We start from the raw sequence: 17,524 nt of genomic DNA, 5'->3' as shown, positions 1-17,524 counted from the left end.
TTAGGACTCCTGTCCGTTTTCGAGCGGAACCGTGATGCGGGGATCGCCGAGGCCACGCGCAATCACGATTGAACCGCCGGAGAGCGGCAGCCATCCGTGTTCTTCCACGTCCCAGATCCGCTGGGTTCGGAGATCACACTCAACCTGAACAGTAGCGCTCTGCCCGGGATCGAGGGAAACCTGTGCCCATCCGATAAGACGTGCAGGCTGATCCTCGCCGGCGGGGACGCGATAGACCTGCACGGTTTCCCTGCCGGAACGCTGACCTGTGTTGGTCAGGGCCACGGCAACGGCTTTAACCCCCGTCCCGTCCTGCCCAGTGATGTGCGCTGAGGTGTAGTCCCAGGAAGTGTAGCCGAGGCCGTGGCCGAACCAGAACAAGGGCTGTGTCCCGGATTGGTGCCATCCTCGGTAGCCTACCCGCGGCCCTTCCGCGTACTCGAGACGCCCGTCGGTGGGCATGGTCCCCCAGGCCGGCCCTTCGCCGTCACGGGCGGGGAAGGTGGTAACGAGTCGCCCCGACGGTTCGATGTCACCGGTCAGCGCTGCAGCGACTGCGTCTCCTGCTTCCTGCCCGGGGAGCCCGGCGAAGAGCACGGCGTCGACATTATCAAGCCAGGGCATGAGGACCGGTGTGGCGGCGTTCACGATGACGACAGTACGCCGTGCGACGGCGGCGACGGCGGCCACGAGGGCGTCCTGGTCGCCGGGCAATGCCAGCGTTTTCTTGTCCTGGCCTTCGGTTTCCTGTTCCTGGGTGTTGCCGACGACGACAATGGCAGTGTCAGCCGATGCCGCTGCCACCACGGCCTCACGGATCGCGGCGGCGGCGGGGCGGGCGGCCGCTGTGACGACGAGCCCGATGATTCTCATTTCGAAGTGGGGCCCGGTGGTGGCGGTAATCCTGGCGCCGGCTTCCAAGGGCACCACTGCGACGTGGCTCTTGGGCCGGTGAAGGCCGCCGCCGGGACCATCATGCGGGGTTACGGCGAACGTCTCGTGGTGGCCGGGCGCCGTCACGGTCCATTGGCCGGGTCCGATCACGCCGACGCGCATCCGGGCCGGTGACGACATGGCGACGTCGGCCGAGAGCTCGATCCTGGCCGCATTTGCGAGCCAACCATCGTCAGCTACTTCAAGTTCGGCTACGTCAAAGTGGCGGGACTCAATGACGTTGCCCTGCTCGTCGAGAGCGCGGACCCGCATCCCGGGAGTGCCGTTTTCGGGATCGCGCACAGTCGAGGCAGGCGCGGCCACCATTCGCGTCCTGGTTTCCACCCCGTCCACGATCGTGACCCCCGGGCCGAGCGCGGACGTAAGGCCATCTGCGATGCTCACAATGTGCGGCGGGCGGACCCGGGCGGAGCCGCCGCCCTGGGCGACGGTGTCAGTAGCGTGGCGACCGATCACGGCCACGGTCCCCGTTTCGTTGGCGAGCGGAAGGGTGGCGTTGTCATTCTTGAGCACTGCCATGCCCTGGGCAGCGATCCTTCGCAGCTGTTCGCGGCGGACTCCGCTGTCGGGCCGGGCAATGTCAGCGGGCCAGTCACGCCGTGTGCCGAAGGCGCCGACCCGGGCGGCAAGAATCAGTAACCGGCGAACGTGGTCATCGATGGCTTCTTCGGGGACGTCGCCGGAACGCACGGCTTTCTCCAGGGATGTGCTCCAGACCGTTTCGGGCCCGGGCATCACCAGGTCCAGGCCGGCGTTCGCGCTTTCCGCGGCCGTCTTTGTGGCGAACCAGTCGGACATGACAAGCCCGTCAAAGCCCCACTCTTTTTTCAGGATGTCATTGAGGAGCTCATCGTGCTCCGTGGCGGTGACGCCGTTTACGCCGTTGTAGGAGGCCATCACGGTCCACGGCTGCGCGTCGTGATTCACGATTTCGAACGGCAGCAGGTAAAGCTCCCGCAGGGTCTGTTCGTCAACGACGCAGTCAACAGTGGTGCGCTGTATTTCGGATTCGTTGGCGAGGAAATGTTTCGGGGACGCTCCGATGCCCCGGCTCTGGAGGGAGCGGACATAGGCGGCCGCGAGGACACCGGTGAGGTACGGGTCCTCACTGAAGCACTCGAAGAGGCGACCACCCAGGGGAGTGCGGTGGAGGTTGATCGTGGGGCCCAGGACGATGTGGGTCTGCTGGTCCATGGCTTCCTCTGCCAGAAGTGCGCCGACCTCGTCGAGCACGCCAGAGTTCCACGTCTGCGCCAGCAGTGTGGCGTTCGGCAGCAGGCAGCTCTCGCGACCACCGACAACTTCTTCACCACGCACACCGGTCGGGCCATCAGACATGACAATCTCGTCCAAGCCAATGGAAGCATCACCCCAGAGGCTGAACATCTTTGCACCGGAAAGCAGCCGGATCTTTCCTGTCAGGTCAAGGGACTGCACCGCTTCATCTATGAAGTCCGACTGCACGCCGGACACGACAGGAAGATCAGTGGCAGGAACGCTCATCGGAAGACTCCTTCGTCAGGAAAGTGGCGAATTTCGGGACTGGTGCCCCTTCTGTTGTGCTTCGAATCACAACGATAGCACGCCGACCGACTACACGGTCGGTAACGCAAGGTTTGCGCGACGAAAAAGTAACGATTTGATAAACCGACCGCATACTCGGTCGGTCTGCGGTACTGTGGTTCCTATCACACGGGCTACGTCTGGCCCGCCTCCCCTCTCCCAATAGAAAGCAATGAGACCCATGGTTGTGTCTGATTCTGCTGCAGGACCCGAAGCGCCCAACTCGTTGTCCTACGCTCCCGTCCCCGTCGAAAAGGCCCAGGCCAGTGTCATCACAACGATGGTGCTCGCGCGGCTGGGACTGATGATTGCCCTTTTTATGCCCATCGTCGCCGGCATGACACTCAAGGTGCAGTCTCTGGTTCCGGGACCGGACGTTGCCGCCACACTGGGCACCGTCATCTCCATGGGCGCGTTCGCAGCCCTCCTCTTCGACCCCGTTTTTGGCCGCCTTAGCGACCGCACCGTCGGACGTTTCGGCCGCCGCCGTCCCTGGCTGGTTGCCGGAGCTTTGGGACTCCTGGCATGCCTGGCCGTCATCGCCACGGCCCCGAATGCCGTAGTGCTGGGCATCGGCTGGTTCTTCGCGCAGGCTCTCGGCAACGCGGCGGTCGCTGCACATACGGCGACCCTGGCAGACCAGGTACCCCAGTGGCAGCGAGGCAAAGTAAGCGGCATGATCGGCATTGCTTCCCAGGCAGCCTCCCTCGGCGCAGCCTATTCGGCAAGCCTTTTCGGGCAGAACATGCTCCTACTCTTCCTGGTCCCCGGCGTCCTCGCCCTGGTGCTGGTCCTTGTCTTCGCCTTCGTACTGCCGGACCGGCCAATGGAGCGCCGCCCTGCCTCAGAAGGCGGGTTGCGGACCGCCCTGAAGACCTTCTGGGTAAACCCCCGCAAGAACCCCGACTTCGCGTTCGCCTGGGTCTCCCGCTTCCTCGTCGTCCTGGCGATGTTTATGTTCGTCACCTTCCGCCTCCTGTACCTACAGCAGGATCTGGGCCTGTCCAAACAGGATGCGGCCGGCGCACTGGCAACCGGCGTTCTCATCTACACGCTCGCCTTGGTTACGGCCGGCCAGATTGCCGGATGGATCTCCGACAGGCTAGGGCGGCGGAAAGTCTTCATTTGGACCTCGGCCATAATCTTCGGCATCGGCACCTGGATGCTCACTGCGGCCGACTCCACCAGTGGGTTCTACTGGGCGGAACTGGTCATCGGCATTGGCTTTGGCATCTACATCGCTGTTGACCTCGCCCTCGTCATCGATGTCCTTCCGAATCCTGATGACACAGCGAAGGACCTCGGCGTATTCAACATCGCCATGACAGGTCCGCAGACACTCGCCCCGGCGGTCTCGGCAGCCCTGGTTACCATGGGTGGTGGCCGTTACGACCTCCTGCTCGCCGTAGCGGCCGGGATCGCCCTGTTGGGGGCATTGACGATCCTCCCCGTGAAGAAAGTACGGTGACACTGTCCTTATGACTGGCCCCCGCATCGGGTCAGATGTGCCGAAGCAGGGGGACTTTCTTCGATGAACTAAGGAATGGGCAAGCGCCCGGCTGGGAAATCCAGCCGGGCGCTTCGTCATAACCGGTGTGTTGAGGAATCGTGCCGGCACACGAAAGATCCGTAAAACCATCTCTCATCGAGGCCTGACCGGCGGACCATCCGAAGGTTGTCCATCGTGCACACGGTGGACCATGACACAAAGCGAAGATTGGCGCTGTGGCGACGCTGACTGAGCCTCTGTTGGCGTCGTTACGGAGGGCCGTTCCAGCCGGGCCACACTTTGCTTCCTATACCCCTGGGGGGTATGCTTTCAACTGTTGTCAGTGACATGGTATGTCCCGGCGTGTGCCCTGCACCGCCCCTCACGGCCCGTCAACCCCAGCGCCATTGATGCTTCGTCAAGGAATGGAAACTGGCATGTTTGAATCTGCAAACCGCACTCAACTGCTCCTGGCCCCATCGGGCGCGGCGTGCAGTTGCTGCTCATCAGAACCCTTTTCGCCACCCGCCTTCACCCCGGCTGCTGCTGAGCTCACCCTCGAGGGCCTAACCTGCGGGCACTGCGCCCGCACTGTTGAGAAGGCCGTCTCAGCCCTTGAGGGCGTGGAGTCTGTGGCTATTGAGCTCGTTCCCGGCGGCCGTTCCCACCTCCTTGTAGGTGGTAAGGCCGCCGGAGCCGCTGTGCGTCAGGCCGTCATGTCCGCCGATTACACAGTTGTAGGCGACTGAGCCCCTGCAACTTCCCGAGCCCCTGCTGGTTGCACTCAAATCCGGCGCCCCTCCCGAAAAAGGAGACGCGAGGAAGGGCACGTGCAGCCAGCAGCGAACGATTCCCCCGGCAGGTCCACCACAAACGGACTGAACCGGCAACGGGGAGGATTCGACTTTCGCGGGGTCCTGTTGGCGACGCCCCAAATTCAACAGAGTGATGCCCCCTCGGGGTTTCCAAAGCTTCTGCGGGCCGCTGCCCGCCAATCTAAGAGGAGATGTTATGACCGGAAAGCCAGGCCAGCAGCGCGGATTGGTACCGCTGCTGGTGATCGCGACCGCCCAGCTGATGTTGGTGCTCGATGACTCCATTGTGAACATCGCGTTGCCAAGCATCCAGCAGGAACTCCGGGTGAGCGCCGTGCATCTGCCCTGGATTGTGAATGCATATATCCTCGCATTTGGCGCTCTGCTGCTCCTGGGCGGCCGGCTTGGCGACCTCTACGGCCGGCGCCGCATCCTGCAGGCAGGCCTCACCCTCTTTGTTGTGGCTTCCCTGGCCGGTGGCCTCAGTCCCAACAGCGATACGCTCATCGCTGCCCGCGCGATTCAGGGACTGGGAGCAGCACTGGTTGCGCCCAACGCCCTGGCCCTCATTGCGACAACCTTCTCCGAACGCAAGACCCGTGATGCAGCCCTGTCGCTGTACGGCGCGATGTCCGCTCTCGGAATTGTGGTGGGATTGCTTCTTGGTGGCGTCCTGACCGACACCCTCGGCTGGCGGTGGGTCTTTTTCATCAACGTACCCATCGCCATCCCCGTGCTCCTGGGCAGCCGGACCTTGGTGAGCGCAGGACGGCGCGCCGGGAGTCTCGATGTCAGGGGCGCCGTATTGGGAACCAGCGGCATGGTCGCCCTGGTGTACGCAATTACCCGCTTTGGCGAGGAGGGTTTCGCGGATCCTCTGGGCCTTGGTCTGGTAGCCGCTGCAGCCCTGCTGCTGGCTGCCTTTATCGCCCTGCAATCCCGCAGCAGCACGCCGCTGGTCCCACTGGGGCTGTTCCGGAACCGTGGCCGCGCTGGCGCATACGCCTCCATGCTGCTGCTAGCCATTGGTCCCATGGGCAGCTTCTACGTGATCACCCTTTATCTCCAGCAGGTTCAGCATTACAGCCCTCTGCGGACCGGTGCCAGCTGGCTGCCGTTCGCGGCAGGGCTGGTGCTCGGGGCAGGGGCCGCGCCTAAGCTGCTGCTGAAGATGGCCGCGCGCCTCATCGCAGCAGCGGGGGCACTGCTCAGTGCCGGGGCTGCCTTCTGGTTCTCCTTCATCCAGGTAAACACGAACTACTGGCTCTACCTGGCACCGGCCATGTTCATCCTCGCCCTTGGGTTCGGCCTCGGCATTATCGCCCTGACCCAGGCCGCCGTATATTACACGAAGGAAACGGAGGCCGGAATTGCCTCTGCGCTGCTGAACTCGGCCCAGCAAATTGGCGTTGCCCTCGGACTGGCCGTTTTGGCAGGCGTTGCTGCAACGGTCAGCAACAGCAGCCAGCATTCGGCCGTCACCGAGGCAGGCCAACTGGTCGCCGGATACGGCAGCGCACTTGCCGTCGCGGCTGGGCTGCTGGTGGCTGCAGGAATACTGGCTGCAGCTACCTTGCCTTCCCGAACCGCGGCACAGGCCAACGCCCCCGCTGCGGCCGGAATTCATTAGGCGGACCCGCACAGGGACTGTCTCCGGCGACGAGAAGGTACAGCATGCGCGCCCCGGTGCCGGGGCGCGCATGCTTGGTGACAGGTATCGTCCGCTCGAAAAGCGCAGCTAGAGCCTCGCCTAGATACCACCGGGTCACCGTTCAATAGCCGGGACCTCGCGGAACGCTTCGAAGCGGCGGTTGGCCCGGGCTTCCCCGCCCCTATGGGCAGTTTTCCTGGCCGCTAACAACCCGGTTCTGCGCTTCAGGGGATCCCCCAATCCGACTTTGTTCCGCCAGCCTAGCCCTGGTGTATCCCCATTCTGGAGGACATGCCATCGGAATTTGTAGGTCTTCAGGTACCCACGAGAACCCCAGAGTTGGTCGGACCGATCCTGGCTACCGTCCACAAATCAGCCAGAACTTCGGTGTCAGCAGGGCGCGCACACATGGTCTTTACGCTTTCCTGCACCTCCGGGAGCGCACCCTTAAGTATGTTGGTGGTGCGGCCTCGGTAATCACGGAATTGGAACAGCGCCAGTTGCGGTCTACGATCCGTTTACCCCGGGGATTCCAGGTGCAGGGCGGGCTGCCGGACACCTACGCGCCAAACATCCCATGGAAACAGGATCCGACACGCCGCGTATGCCACTGAAGCTTCCATGCGCGAATCGTGTGCAATACTGAAGTTCAGTCTTTGCCGCGCCCGCGGCACCGATGCCTGTTCAGGAGGCCTGCCGTGGTTCCAAACTCTCCCACCGATGCACTCGGACTCCATGCTCCGACAATTCGCGACTTGCTCGTTCAGGCTGCGCGATCCCGGCATAGCCGTTTCGCCGAGGCGCACCAGATTTCGGAATCCCGGTACGCGATGGGGTTTGGCACCCAGTGGCGGGACCTGCTCGATGACGCCCACGAAGCACTGACGGCGCGCGGTTTTCAGTCGTACAAACTGCCTCCGGCCAATTACAAGCTCCCCGTGGTTAATGACTGCCTCGTCTATCTGTGGAGGGTTCCTGAAGCTGTTGACGCGGTTGCCTCATTCGCGACAAGCCCGACGAAGAGGAACGGGTTCATCGCGCCGCCTCTGGATCCGATGTTGTTCGACCCGGCATTGTTGGCTGGTCCTGAGCCTGTCGAAGCTGCAGACGACGAGACAGAGCTCGAGCGTGTCGTACGCGAGGTCGGCGATACGATGCCGCTGGTGCTTGTCATGATCCAGTCTTCACCCCGTCAGTTGCAGTCGATCGAATGGGCAATCGCTGAACTCAACCATGTGACCGACGAGGTTGTGCTTCGCGGGCATGAATCCATCTGGCAGCCGGAACTAAATGCGGCCGACGCGTCGTTCGATGTCGAGTCGTTCGATAGTGGTGTGCCGGTCGTGCCCGCCGTCGAGCTGCAGAAGCAGGAGGCTACGCAGTCGGATGCGTGAGGACACTCCGAGTCTGTTCGAATTCTCCGGCTCCGGGCAGACGCATGGACGATTTGAGCCGGCACGGCTGACCCAGGCCCGGGTTCGTGCCGGAGTGAGCAAGACAGACCTTGCCGCCGAAGTCGGGGTATCCGCTGCAGCTATCGGACAGTACGAAGCTGGAGTCAACTCGCCCCGCCCTGACGTTCTTGACAGCTTGGCACGGGCCTTGAACGTTCGCCCTGGCTTCTTTGGCATCGGCCGTCCTCTGGCACGTATCGATACTGTGAATGCCCATTTCCGGAGCTTGAGGTCCGCCCGTGTGAGCGATCGGCAGAAAGCACTGGCCACGGCGGCGATGGTGTGGGAACTGACGTTCGCCCTTGAACGGTACGTGAAACTTCCCGAGGCTGATCTACCTGCCGTGACGACGGGGACATCGCCGGCGGATGCAGCCGTGTTGTTGCGCCGGCACTGGGAACTGCCCGACGGGCCCGTCAAACACCTCGTCGCCACGGCTGAATCCCGTGGCATCGTGGTGGCGGTGCGACCCCTCGGTGAAATTGATGCGGTTGATGCGTTCTCAGTAGTGATCCTGGATCGTCCCATCATCATCACGACGCCTCGCCGGAGCGAAAACGTCTTCCGGCACCGCTTTTCGATCGCACATGAGATTGGGCACCTGCTGCTACATACCGATTGCGTTGAGCACAGCGCGGCGATCGAGAAGGAGGCCGACGAGTTTGCTGCAGCATTCCTGACCCCCTCGTCCTCGATGGATGCAGCGCTCCCGCAGCGTCTCGACCTGGCAGCCCTGGACCGGCTCGGCAGGACTTGGGGTGTCTCGCCGCACTCGCTAATCCGCCGGATGGTCGAACGTGGCCGCACGACAGAGTCTTCAGCACGCCGGGCCTACCAGCGCCTTGCCGTGCTCGACGATCCCGATGCCGACCCGACCAGCTCCTACGCAGGAGAGGTTCCAACGCTACTGAGGAAGGCCGCCGAGTTGGCCGGCGACAACGGGGCCGGAATACCTGCGCTTGCTGACGTCTTGAAGCTCAGCACCTCGCAGGTGCGGGATCTGCTCGGAACGGCAGATCAGCGCCCGGTTCTTCGAATCGTCTAAGGCGTCATATTCAACAGGGGAGTGAAGATGGTCGAGAAAAAGCAGTCGGGAAGACGCACTACGATTTACCGCTTGACAGGGGTCTCGGACTTCGAGGATGCGATCCGCCGCAAGTACCTCGATCGGGAGGGCTTCGATCACCGGAGCGTCGAGGTGGGGAAGCGACCTGCCTACTTGGTGGCAGGTGCCATGTCCAAGGACAGGGCGGATTGGTGCTCGACGGTGACGGCTCTCACCGGAGACACCGTCGAGATTAGCGGCGTCACGCCAGCGGGCGTGCTGTTGGTGAGGCCGAGCGGGGACCAAGTGGCAGAAGGCGGCATCGCCTATGCACTGAGCTACGGGATGGGCTTCCAGCTGCTCGAGCCCAGCAGGATAGACAACCTGTTTGGGCAGCGCATCGCGATCCGAGCAGCGGATCCTGGTAAGCTGCGCTCCCTCACAGTCACCACGATGGACGAGCGCTCGCGGACGTCGCGCGCGACCATCCCGCAGGGTGATGGCCTGTTGGGCTTCGGCGTCGGTGATGTCGGGGAGGCCGTCAGCCGGATCGTTGCGATCGCGGATTTGCCGAAACTCTCCCGATCTGATGGCGAACCCCTACAGATCCGGGGATCGGACGCACTCAACGTCCCGCTGGGCCTCACCGCTGAGGAGGTGCTCGCGGATCTGGATGTGCTGGAGGACCTGCTCGCGGCTGACCCCCTCCCGTCCCTCAAGATCCTCGAGCAGCTGGCGGCGGTGAAGAACCCTGAAACGAGAGAGCGGCTCGACGGGCTCCTTTCGAGCGCCTTGGACGGCATCGGCGGCAACGTCGGACTGGCGTGGCCTCACGAAAGGGTGGACGAGAACGGCACTCCGGACTCTTGGGTCCCTACCGGACTGTGGCCACGCGGGCGGAACGGTGTTCGTCCGGGGCACCCAGAGTGGTCAGAGATACGAGCAGCGCTGAATGAGCTTCCTGCCGGGAAGCGCCTGGCCCGTCTGGACTCCGCGTCCATACAGCTGTGCCGTGACGCGGAAGGGGAACAGCCGATCAGCCAGGCAATCCCTCTCAGGCGGTGGGTCGCGTTCGAGGGCGATCTCGACGGCCGGACCTACGCGCTCTACGACGGCTCCTGGTATCAGGTCCACCACGACTACGTCGAGAACATCAACCGGATGACCAAAGAGCTCTTCGATCGCCCGGTAGACGATCTGGATTTCCCGGAATGGCACGCTGCCGATGACGAGGAAGCGTACAACAAGGCTCTGGCCGCCGCGCTGGGAGGGATTTGCCTTGATCGGAAGCTAATCACCACTGACCTTCACCGCCGAGGGATCGAAGCGTGCGACGTATATCTTCCGGACGCGACGCTGATCCATGTGAAGAAGACCGAGAAGTCCGCTGCCGCGAGTCATCTCCTGGCGCAGGCGCTCGTGTCCGCGGACGCTCTATGCAACGACTCTCAGGCGAGGGAGAAGCTGAGAAGCAGAATCAAGGCGCTTGGCGGTAATGCAGATGGGCTGGGGTCGAAGCCCTCGAGGGTCGTACTAGCCATGCATCGGGGTGAGGGGAAACCGGTGACTGCGAAAACCCTTTTCACTTTCACAAAGGTTAACTTGGTCAGACAGGCTGCGTCGCTCGAGGAGCGAAGCGTTTCGGTGCGTGTGGTATCGATCGAAGGTGCCAGCACCTGAACCATGGCTTAGGAGGTCGCGCCGTGCAAGGCCCTGCAGGATGTCGTGGCTTTCCGGCTAAGTGCCCAGCCGCCACTCAGGTTCAACCCACCTTGAAGTCCAGTCAAGGGGCTCGCTCAAAGAAGCGACGCGGCTGAACTCCTCGAAGTACGAATGGGCGATGACTGGGTCGTGGATCACCACGGCGTTCTCGAACGAGAAGCTGGCGTTCCTGGTGAAGTTGAAGGAACCCGTCCAGACGCTCTCGGCCTCAAGAGTGATGGAGTCAGCCATCTCCAAGCCCCCCACAACGTCGCCCGGAACTGCCGTCTGGCGTAGACGGACCAGGAATTTGTGATGCATGCGCGGGCTGGCTCGTTTTTCGGCGGCCAGCTGTCTATTGTCTGCTGCCACGGCCATTCGTGCTACCCGCATTCTCACATGTCCGACGAGAGCCGGGGGATTAACACGGCTCAAGGGATTTGGAGTTGTAGCGCCTGTTCACCTGTGCACGGGCTGGGAGGGCCTCGAGGAGTCCTGGTCTGCACATGATCTATCTTTGGGTTGCAGTTTGTTTCACTGCGGTGCGGCCGATAACTTCGTGACCGACAACTGACAATCGTCGCGGATCTTGAGTGTTAGCGACACCAGCAATCTCAGGAGCAGCACGTAGGCCTGTCTGTGTGCAGCCAAATCGCCAGGATCGGCGTTGGTTCCATGCAGGTACCTGTTGCGAAGATCTGGGCCATCACTGAACTCGCTCTTGTTCAGGTAGAAGTTGAAGTAGTTGGCCTCAGCGGAGGTCAGAAGTGTCGAACTGAACGCTAACCATCCCTTGTCCACGAGGGCAAGCGCAGCAGCTGATTCGTCCTCTCCGTAGTGGCCGAATGCGCCTGCTTCCTGGTTATAGATATCGCTGAGAACGAGAATCAGCGCTGGCTGGGAGAACTCGATAAGGCCGGCATCGACCGCTACCAATCCCTCGGCGATTAACCAATCGACGGATGTCTTCTGGTAATAATGAAGCGCGTCGTAGGGCAACTCATTCTCTGTAACCAGCTGGACAAAGCTCTTGGCTCGCAGCGACTTATTTATATAGGTAAGCCTCGACTGGTCGTTGAACAGGAGATGTAGCGCGGGCTCACAATCGCTGGGTGACTTCATACGCAAGTACTTATGTTCGATGAGGCTGGGGATCTCACTCCACGGCCTTGGTGCAGATGTCATGCGCAGGAGTTCGGGATCGAGTTCGCCCTCGTGACAGTAGAGAGTGAACTGCCTGGCGATACTCTCCATCTCCGCGGAGATGTGCCGGCACCGTTCAAGAAATGAACTGTTCGTGCTGGAAGGGGTGTAGTAGAAGCCCGCTGCATCATATTGGCTGGTGAGTTGTTCCCGGAAGAACGCCGCCACGACGTCCTCGACCTCGATACCGTTCTGGCGGAGGAACTCTCCGTAAGCATGTGTTCCTTGCATCGTCAGCGCATCCAGGTGCTTGAACGCCTGACCTCTGGGATACGAGTCCTTTCCCGCGACGAAGAGCCCTTCGAGGGTACCCATCTGCGTTTTGAACGATGGCATAGTGAGCAGCCCTTGACGATCCGCATAACCCACCACTGCGGCGAAGTTTGCGAGCACCGACTCCGGCTCGAAAGTGGCGGACAGATATCGCCCACCGAAGGAGCGTATGTGGGTCATCCCGCCTTCCTCATGCTCGATGTGGTCGAGCACGGGCTCGTGCTGTTCAGTATCGATACTGATGCCAAAACGGCTTTTCACCAGTGTGTTCGTCTCGTCCGTGAAAAGCTCTTCGATGAGCACTTCGTAGCGCTTCTTGGCCTGAAGCCGGATCTTCGGAGTGATCCCGAAGTCGGGATTGTCGTTCGCCTGGGCAATCGCTTCAACGTGATTAGGGTGTGGTGATGCACTTTCGATGTATGCGCTCAAAAGCTGTTGTGAGTCCACGCCACTGAAGCTCGCGGGGAGGTGATATGCGGGATCGAAGTCTTTGATCAGTCGCATTCTGACTAGTAGCTCACCGTGTTGAGCGCTGGCGAGGAGCGCGTCGCGAAGTCGTCGGTCATGTCGCTTTACGAACCTGGGGTTGGATAGCATGATCGCCAATGGCATGCCCGATTTCAAAAGTGCATCGAAGAGTGCCTGTCCGCCGACCTTTTTGGCGACTTCGTGTCTGTCGAGAAGCAGTATCAGGTCATCCGCATATTCGTACTCGAGGTCGGCCAGCAGTTGGTCGAGGTCCGATGTCTCGAAGCAGGCGAAGAACGAAGCGACTTGCCTTCGTGACTCCCGCGCTGACTGCGCCAGGTCCTGTCGCTCCTGTTCCGTAAGGGAGCGGGGAACGACGTTGTGCTCCTCGAAGGCTAAGGCGTTGTGCAGCTCGAGCGCATCGTTCAGCGAGTGGACCTCGCGGCCGTGAGAATAGTCTTGAATCAGCTTGGCCGCTTGTTCACTTAGCCATCCGCTGGCGAGATCTCGTGGGCCGTAGAACTTGACCCTTTCAGATGACTGCGAGTGTTCCATTGGCTCATGGTAACCGCAGATTCTTCATCGAACCGCGCTGGTTGTGCCGAGCTCACTCACGGAATCAGCGGCGCATCTGTACAGCGACAAATCGTCTATGTCCTTCCGTGCGGTCCGTGTGGGCTCCACCCGTCGAGAAACGGCACCAGGTCTTCATCGCGATAGTTTCCAAGGACGGGAATCTTGATGGGCTGAAGCAGGGGATCTTTGGTGTCAATGTAGTCGCGGGCCCATGTCAGCCAGGCCAGCCCGCGGTTCACCAGCTCTATGTCCGGTTCTGAGCCCAGCCTCGTCTCAAGGGCGTCCACGTACTTGCGCAGCATGCTGGCTTCTGACCAGGCGTCTGCCTGCATCTTGAGCTGCTCGGCCTTGTGATGGTCCTGGATCCGTATGCGGGCGCGCTTCATGGCGGCTTCCCACCGGCGCTGTGTTTCCTCCTCCTTGAGGCGTGCTTGCTCGCGTTTCCACTCGTTTTCCAGATGCTGAATTTCAATTTCGCGCAGTATGGACGGCAGGGCGCTGTCGAGCTGCTGCCGCTTGCCGTCACGAAACCGTTCTCGGCGACCGTTGGTTGAGTATCTTTGTGTCAACTCCAGTTGGAGCCGCCCCGTTGATACGAAATCGGTGTTGTTTACCAGCGTCCAGGACTGGTTGCGGGAGTTGTATTTGGAGATGTATGGCCTTGCGGATCCGCCGTTCGGGGGGAGTTCCCGCATTTCCAGTGGGACGGTGGTTGTGCCGATCGTGATGGCGATGTCGCCATCGAGAGTTGTGGTTCCGCGGGAGTTGGTGCGTTTGTGGCTCGACGGCAGTGTGACCTCGTAGCCGCGGGCTGTACTTTCGGTGGCCAGTGCGTGCAGCAGTTTGGCTGCACGGGCGACGTGCTCTTTCGACACTCCCCGTGTGCCGTCCCGGAACACTTTGGCGACCGGGTGATATTTGCCCACCGTTTCCGGGATCGGGACCGGACGCTCGTCGACGTCATCAGGGAAATGGCGCGCCCACCGTGCCTCGTACTTTGGGCTCTGCCACGACCCGACGCTCGTTATCTCGAGCTTGTAGCCTTTCGGGCGCAACGCTGACTTCATAACGCCGCGGATCAGGGCATCGTTCACTGCGGCATGCCGGTAGCCGCCTTCGACCTCCAGGACGCCATCGGCGGCAGTGAGCTTCAGTATGAATTTGTCGGCTTCAGATTCGTGGGTGTGATTGTTGCTATCGGAGTCATCGATGCTCTTGAGCAGCTCCACACCCAGCTGGGTGATCTTGGCCGTCCAGGTCGGACCCTTGCCAGTAATAGTGATGTATCGATCGTCCGCCAAGGCTCTGGCTGCTATCCGATGCGAGTAACCTTCAAAGACACCGCCCGGACAGCCGTCATTGATCCACTTTAAGACTTCGGACTGCAGAACGCTAAGTGGCTTATGGTGCTGGGGCAACGGATGCTCCAATCCGGGACGGTCCAGGTTCTGAAGGGCTCTCGTGCAACCATATAGCCCGGTCCAGGGCTCGGGGTTCTACGCCAAGGCCGGCGGCGGCGAGTTCGAGGAGCAGCCGCGCCCGTGCGGGTGCAAGCGTGAGGCCTTCGCCGAGGGCATGGGCTTGAGAACCTTCATCTGGCGATCCGACAACGGTTGGTAGCGGTTGACCATGTGGACCATTGTCTCCGGGGAGGGATGCATGAGCTAGGCGCGTTGCGCGGACAACGTGACGAAGAAGGGACAACTGATCCCCGCGGCTCGGGCACGCCTGCGGTGTGTTGCATAATCCGCCCGGGATCACTCCTAGAGTGTCGTCATGACCGATCACACGTATGTCTGGCTCCCCGAGCGCCATCTTGGCGTCGCCGCGACACTCTCGCACGCCGACGAGCTAATCGGGCAGATCGCGGATCTCCTCTTCGACTACCAGACGCAGCCAGACGACGTGATCGGCCTGCGCGAAGTGCCTGCCGGCAGGTTCAGCCGAACCGTTGTAGAGCGGGTGGCTCCGATCCCGCGCAAGGTGCCGCTGCTCGTGGCCGACGCGCTAGTGGCCCTGCGGGCAGCGCTCGAGCATGCGCTCTTCGCCGAGGTCGAGTTCTTGGACGGTGCTCCGCTCGACGAGAAGGCCGCCAAACTTGTCGAGATGCCGGCCTCGGATACTCATGAAAAATTTGCCGAGTGGAAGAAAAAGCGCGCCCGGAACGGTCCCCCATCGCTACGCGCCGGTGGCGAGCTGGCTCGTCGGATTGAAGCCTTGCAGCCCTTCCATCGGCACGCACAGGCGGAACTCCACCCGTTGGCGCGGCTCGTGCTTCACACGAACCATGCGAAGCACAGGACACCGGCGATCACGGCTGTCAGGCTGGCGGTCATGATCAGGGATGACCAGAAGCCTCGCTCGCTGCGTGATTACTCTCCGTTGCCGGAGGAGCCGATGCGTATTGGCGACATCATCGCAGAGACTCCCTGGGGCACTAAGGTCCCTGTCACCCTGTTCCCGACCGTGGGGATCAACCGGCCGGGCACGGACCGGTGGCCAGTGCTGATAAAGGAGCTTGATGAGATCTCCGGGTGGGTCCGCACGCAGGCGGTGCCGCGCCTTATCACCGGTACGGAACCGCCCGAGGCCCCGCTTCCGGCCCGCTACGAGATCACGGTCGGTCACGAAGACGAGCGTGAAGCGATGTCCATGGGGTCAAGGACAACCGCCGTGGATCGCTATCAACTGCGTCTCGGAGCGGCGTCAGCACGGATCGATCTGGCTGACTTGATCAGCAGGATCGACGGTTCCCCGGACAGGGGGCAGCTTGTGGCGTGGCTGGAACAGTTGGCCGACGCGGAGGTCATGGAGCGGGTGGGGCGGCTGGGAGCTGCCTTCAACTACGAGGCTGGCATCGTTTTGCGCAACGTCGAAATCTTGAATGGTCTGCGGGACGAGGCTCTGGCATTCGGCCGCGAGACGCAGACTGCAGGTGAGCACTGAGGCACCCTATTGAGGATACTGCGGTCACCTTCCACCCCTACTTCTGGGCTGGAGAGATCGTGCCTATTTGAAGGCCGAGGCTCTGTGCGATGCGAAGATGCTTTCGACTCGACGGGCTAAGGGCTGCTTCCGGATAGCCAAACTGAGCGAGGCGGATCTTGATGAGTTCGCGCGTTACCCGTTCGGCGACACGAAAGAGGTTTCCCTGGAATGGTGATCCAGCAGCCTCGTGCTCCATGACAGGTGATTCTGTGTCGTGAACGATGGCGTTGCGAGTATCTGCCAGGCACCAATACCAGTGGCCGAAAGAACTATACATGTTGGTCTTCCCATTGTATTCACGCGAAAAACACGGGGATGACTCCCGCCATAGGAACTCATCGGCACCGATCGTTCCAGTGACTGAACGGTAGATCTCTTCAAGAGCGCTGATGCCGGTCGCCGTCCCGGTCTTACCTGAGAGGGCCTCGATGGCCGTCTTCAGCTGCACGAGAATATCCGGCATGCTGTGAAGCGGCGAGTTCTCCCACGCGCGACCGTGCCAATGGAGTGCCGCCCAGACCTCACGCTTGGTCTTGGCAGAGTCATCTGACAGGGCTTCTACAGAAACGCGGTATACGGCGTCCAGAAGTCGGCTGTCGAGTGTGAGATCCGGAATCGTCACTAGACCCTCCGGGGCTGGCACAACAACAAAGTCATCATTCACGGTGCCGCCGCCAACGATTCTTCGATTCAGAGTGCCGCCGCGGGTGCGCACAAAGGTTCCGTTTTCGAGCGCGGTGAGTTCACCCACAAAGAACGTCGCCACTTCAGCAGTGGCAAGGTTTAATGCGGGTGCTTCCCAGGGGATTTCGTTTCCGTTGCTGGTGTTGGCGTCCGTCACCGCGAACAACACTGCGGCTTGCAGGGCACCTCGTTCATGTTCGCGGGCCTCGCCAGGATCAGGCTCTGGTTCTTTACGTCGAACGAGCGTTGCAGTCGTCAATCGCTGGCCGGCATCATCGCGAAACCGGGAAAGAAGTGCCTTCAGTGTCCGACCAAAGCCGTCAAAGGGCTCAGCAAGTTTTTTTGGGTCAAGCGGTTGCAGCACCCATGGCCCGACATTCACTTCCTCGCGCAGACGAAGATACGGGAACAGGTAGATTGCAGGCCGGTCAGTCACTCATTCAGTATCCTTGACGACCTCCGGCAGCCTGAATTAGGGGAGCCGCTTCAGCCGAGCTGGTTGGCCGGCCGGGTTCGGAGTCCCGGACACATTGCGGGGACATTGATACTCTGGGCAGAGGGGAAAGGGGGAACCGAAATGGGTCTCACAAGTCTTTTTCGGCGAAAAGGCGCAATCGCGACACCCAAAAGTCCAGTCGTGGCGGCGGGACCTGTCCCGAG

The 17,524-nt window shown here is 61.5% G+C and carries 12 protein-coding genes and 1 pseudogene; 8 read left to right on the top strand and 5 right to left on the bottom strand.

What is annotated here, in order from left to right; all coding sequences use genetic code 11:
- Entirely contained in the window at positions 1-2,457 is a 2,457-nt protein-coding gene (locus AC1DRE_RS01740) for a glycoside hydrolase family 3 C-terminal domain-containing protein (protein WP_476983063.1), read from the bottom strand.
- A 241-nt stretch (positions 2,458-2,698) separates the two neighbouring features.
- On the opposite strand from AC1DRE_RS01740, the gene AC1DRE_RS01735 reads away from it, so the two are divergent.
- From AC1DRE_RS01735 to AC1DRE_RS01705, 7 genes and pseudogenes are all read left to right on the top strand, one after another.
- The gene (locus tag AC1DRE_RS01735) at positions 2,699-3,985 is read left to right on the top strand and encodes an MFS transporter (protein ID WP_056387753.1); all 1,287 of its coding nucleotides are present in this window, start codon (positions 2,699-2,701) and stop codon (positions 3,983-3,985) included.
- Between the two features lie 374 nt (positions 3,986-4,359).
- Positions 4,360-4,755 carry a heavy-metal-associated domain-containing protein gene (locus tag AC1DRE_RS01730; protein WP_476983062.1) on the top strand — a complete coding sequence of 132 codons (396 nt, stop codon included), beginning with the start codon at positions 4,360-4,362 and terminating at the stop codon, positions 4,753-4,755.
- 262 nt (positions 4,756-5,017) lie between these two features.
- The gene (locus tag AC1DRE_RS01725; RefSeq protein WP_476983061.1) at positions 5,018-6,451 is read left to right on the top strand and encodes an MFS transporter; all 1,434 of its coding nucleotides are present in this window, start codon (positions 5,018-5,020) and stop codon (positions 6,449-6,451) included.
- Between the two features lie 776 nt (positions 6,452-7,227).
- Positions 7,228-7,866 carry a hypothetical protein gene (locus tag AC1DRE_RS01720; RefSeq protein WP_200900789.1) on the top strand — a complete coding sequence of 213 codons (639 nt, stop codon included), beginning with the start codon at positions 7,228-7,230 and terminating at the stop codon, positions 7,864-7,866.
- Positions 7,763-8,083: pseudogene (locus tag AC1DRE_RS01715) on the top strand (helix-turn-helix domain-containing protein); the annotation flags it as partial. The gene AC1DRE_RS01720 and the pseudogene AC1DRE_RS01715, both read left to right, overlap by 104 nt.
- A gap of 84 nt (positions 8,084-8,167) precedes the next feature.
- Positions 8,168-8,971 (top strand): ImmA/IrrE family metallo-endopeptidase, encoded by an 804-nt coding sequence (locus tag AC1DRE_RS01710; protein WP_330194329.1) that lies wholly within the window; start codon positions 8,168-8,170, stop codon positions 8,969-8,971.
- Between the two features lie 27 nt (positions 8,972-8,998).
- The gene (locus tag AC1DRE_RS01705) at positions 8,999-10,651 is read left to right on the top strand and encodes a DUF6119 family protein (protein ID WP_476983060.1); all 1,653 of its coding nucleotides are present in this window, start codon (positions 8,999-9,001) and stop codon (positions 10,649-10,651) included.
- A 57-nt stretch (positions 10,652-10,708) separates the two neighbouring features.
- Here AC1DRE_RS01705 and AC1DRE_RS01700 read toward each other — a convergent pair whose 3' ends face one another.
- From AC1DRE_RS01700 to AC1DRE_RS01690, 3 genes are all read right to left on the bottom strand, one after another.
- The gene (locus AC1DRE_RS01700; protein ID WP_442959668.1) at positions 10,709-11,050 is read right to left on the bottom strand and encodes a phospholipase D-like domain-containing protein; all 342 of its coding nucleotides are present in this window, start codon (positions 11,048-11,050) and stop codon (positions 10,709-10,711) included.
- Positions 11,051-11,206: 156 nt separating this feature from the next.
- The gene (locus AC1DRE_RS01695) at positions 11,207-13,171 is read right to left on the bottom strand and encodes a hypothetical protein (RefSeq protein ID WP_476983059.1); all 1,965 of its coding nucleotides are present in this window, start codon (positions 13,169-13,171) and stop codon (positions 11,207-11,209) included.
- A gap of 95 nt (positions 13,172-13,266) precedes the next feature.
- Positions 13,267-14,610 (bottom strand): hypothetical protein, encoded by a 1,344-nt coding sequence (locus AC1DRE_RS01690; RefSeq protein ID WP_476983058.1) that lies wholly within the window; start codon positions 14,608-14,610, stop codon positions 13,267-13,269.
- Between the two features lie 358 nt (positions 14,611-14,968).
- On the opposite strand from AC1DRE_RS01690, the gene AC1DRE_RS01685 reads away from it, so the two are divergent.
- On the top strand, positions 14,969-16,138 hold the full coding sequence (locus AC1DRE_RS01685; RefSeq protein ID WP_476983057.1) for a hypothetical protein: 1,170 nt from the start codon (positions 14,969-14,971) through the stop codon (positions 16,136-16,138).
- A gap of 37 nt (positions 16,139-16,175) precedes the next feature.
- On the opposite strand, the gene AC1DRE_RS01680 is transcribed toward AC1DRE_RS01685, so the two are convergent.
- Positions 16,176-17,300, bottom strand: coding sequence for a hypothetical protein (locus tag AC1DRE_RS01680; protein ID WP_476983056.1), 1,125 nt, complete (start codon positions 17,298-17,300; stop codon positions 16,176-16,178).
- Between the last annotated feature and the right edge of the window lie 224 nt (positions 17,301-17,524).

The organism is Arthrobacter sp. P4_H3 (genome assembly GCF_056400885.1).
Note: the sequence above shows the minus strand (reverse complement) of the source record. Positions and strands in the feature narration are given on the sequence as shown.

Bases quoted from the DNA above. Each gene is read 5' to 3' on its own strand.
- AC1DRE_RS01740 (WP_476983063.1), bottom strand. From the start codon at position 2,457: ATGAGCGTTCCTGCCACTGATCTTCCTGTCGTGTCCGGCGTGCAGTCG.
- AC1DRE_RS01735 (WP_056387753.1), top strand. From the start codon at position 2,699: ATGGTTGTGTCTGATTCTGCTGCAGGACCCGAAGCGCCCAACTCGTTG.
- AC1DRE_RS01730 (WP_476983062.1), top strand. From the start codon at position 4,360: ATGTCCCGGCGTGTGCCCTGCACCGCCCCTCACGGCCCGTCAACCCCA.
- AC1DRE_RS01725 (WP_476983061.1), top strand. From the start codon at position 5,018: ATGACCGGAAAGCCAGGCCAGCAGCGCGGATTGGTACCGCTGCTGGTG.
- AC1DRE_RS01705 (WP_476983060.1), top strand. From the start codon at position 8,999: ATGGTCGAGAAAAAGCAGTCGGGAAGACGCACTACGATTTACCGCTTG.
- AC1DRE_RS01700 (WP_442959668.1), bottom strand. From the start codon at position 11,050: ATGGCCGTGGCAGCAGACAATAGACAGCTGGCCGCCGAAAAACGAGCC.
- AC1DRE_RS01695 (WP_476983059.1), bottom strand. From the start codon at position 13,171: ATGGAACACTCGCAGTCATCTGAAAGGGTCAAGTTCTACGGCCCACGA.
- AC1DRE_RS01685 (WP_476983057.1), top strand. From the start codon at position 14,969: ATGACCGATCACACGTATGTCTGGCTCCCCGAGCGCCATCTTGGCGTC.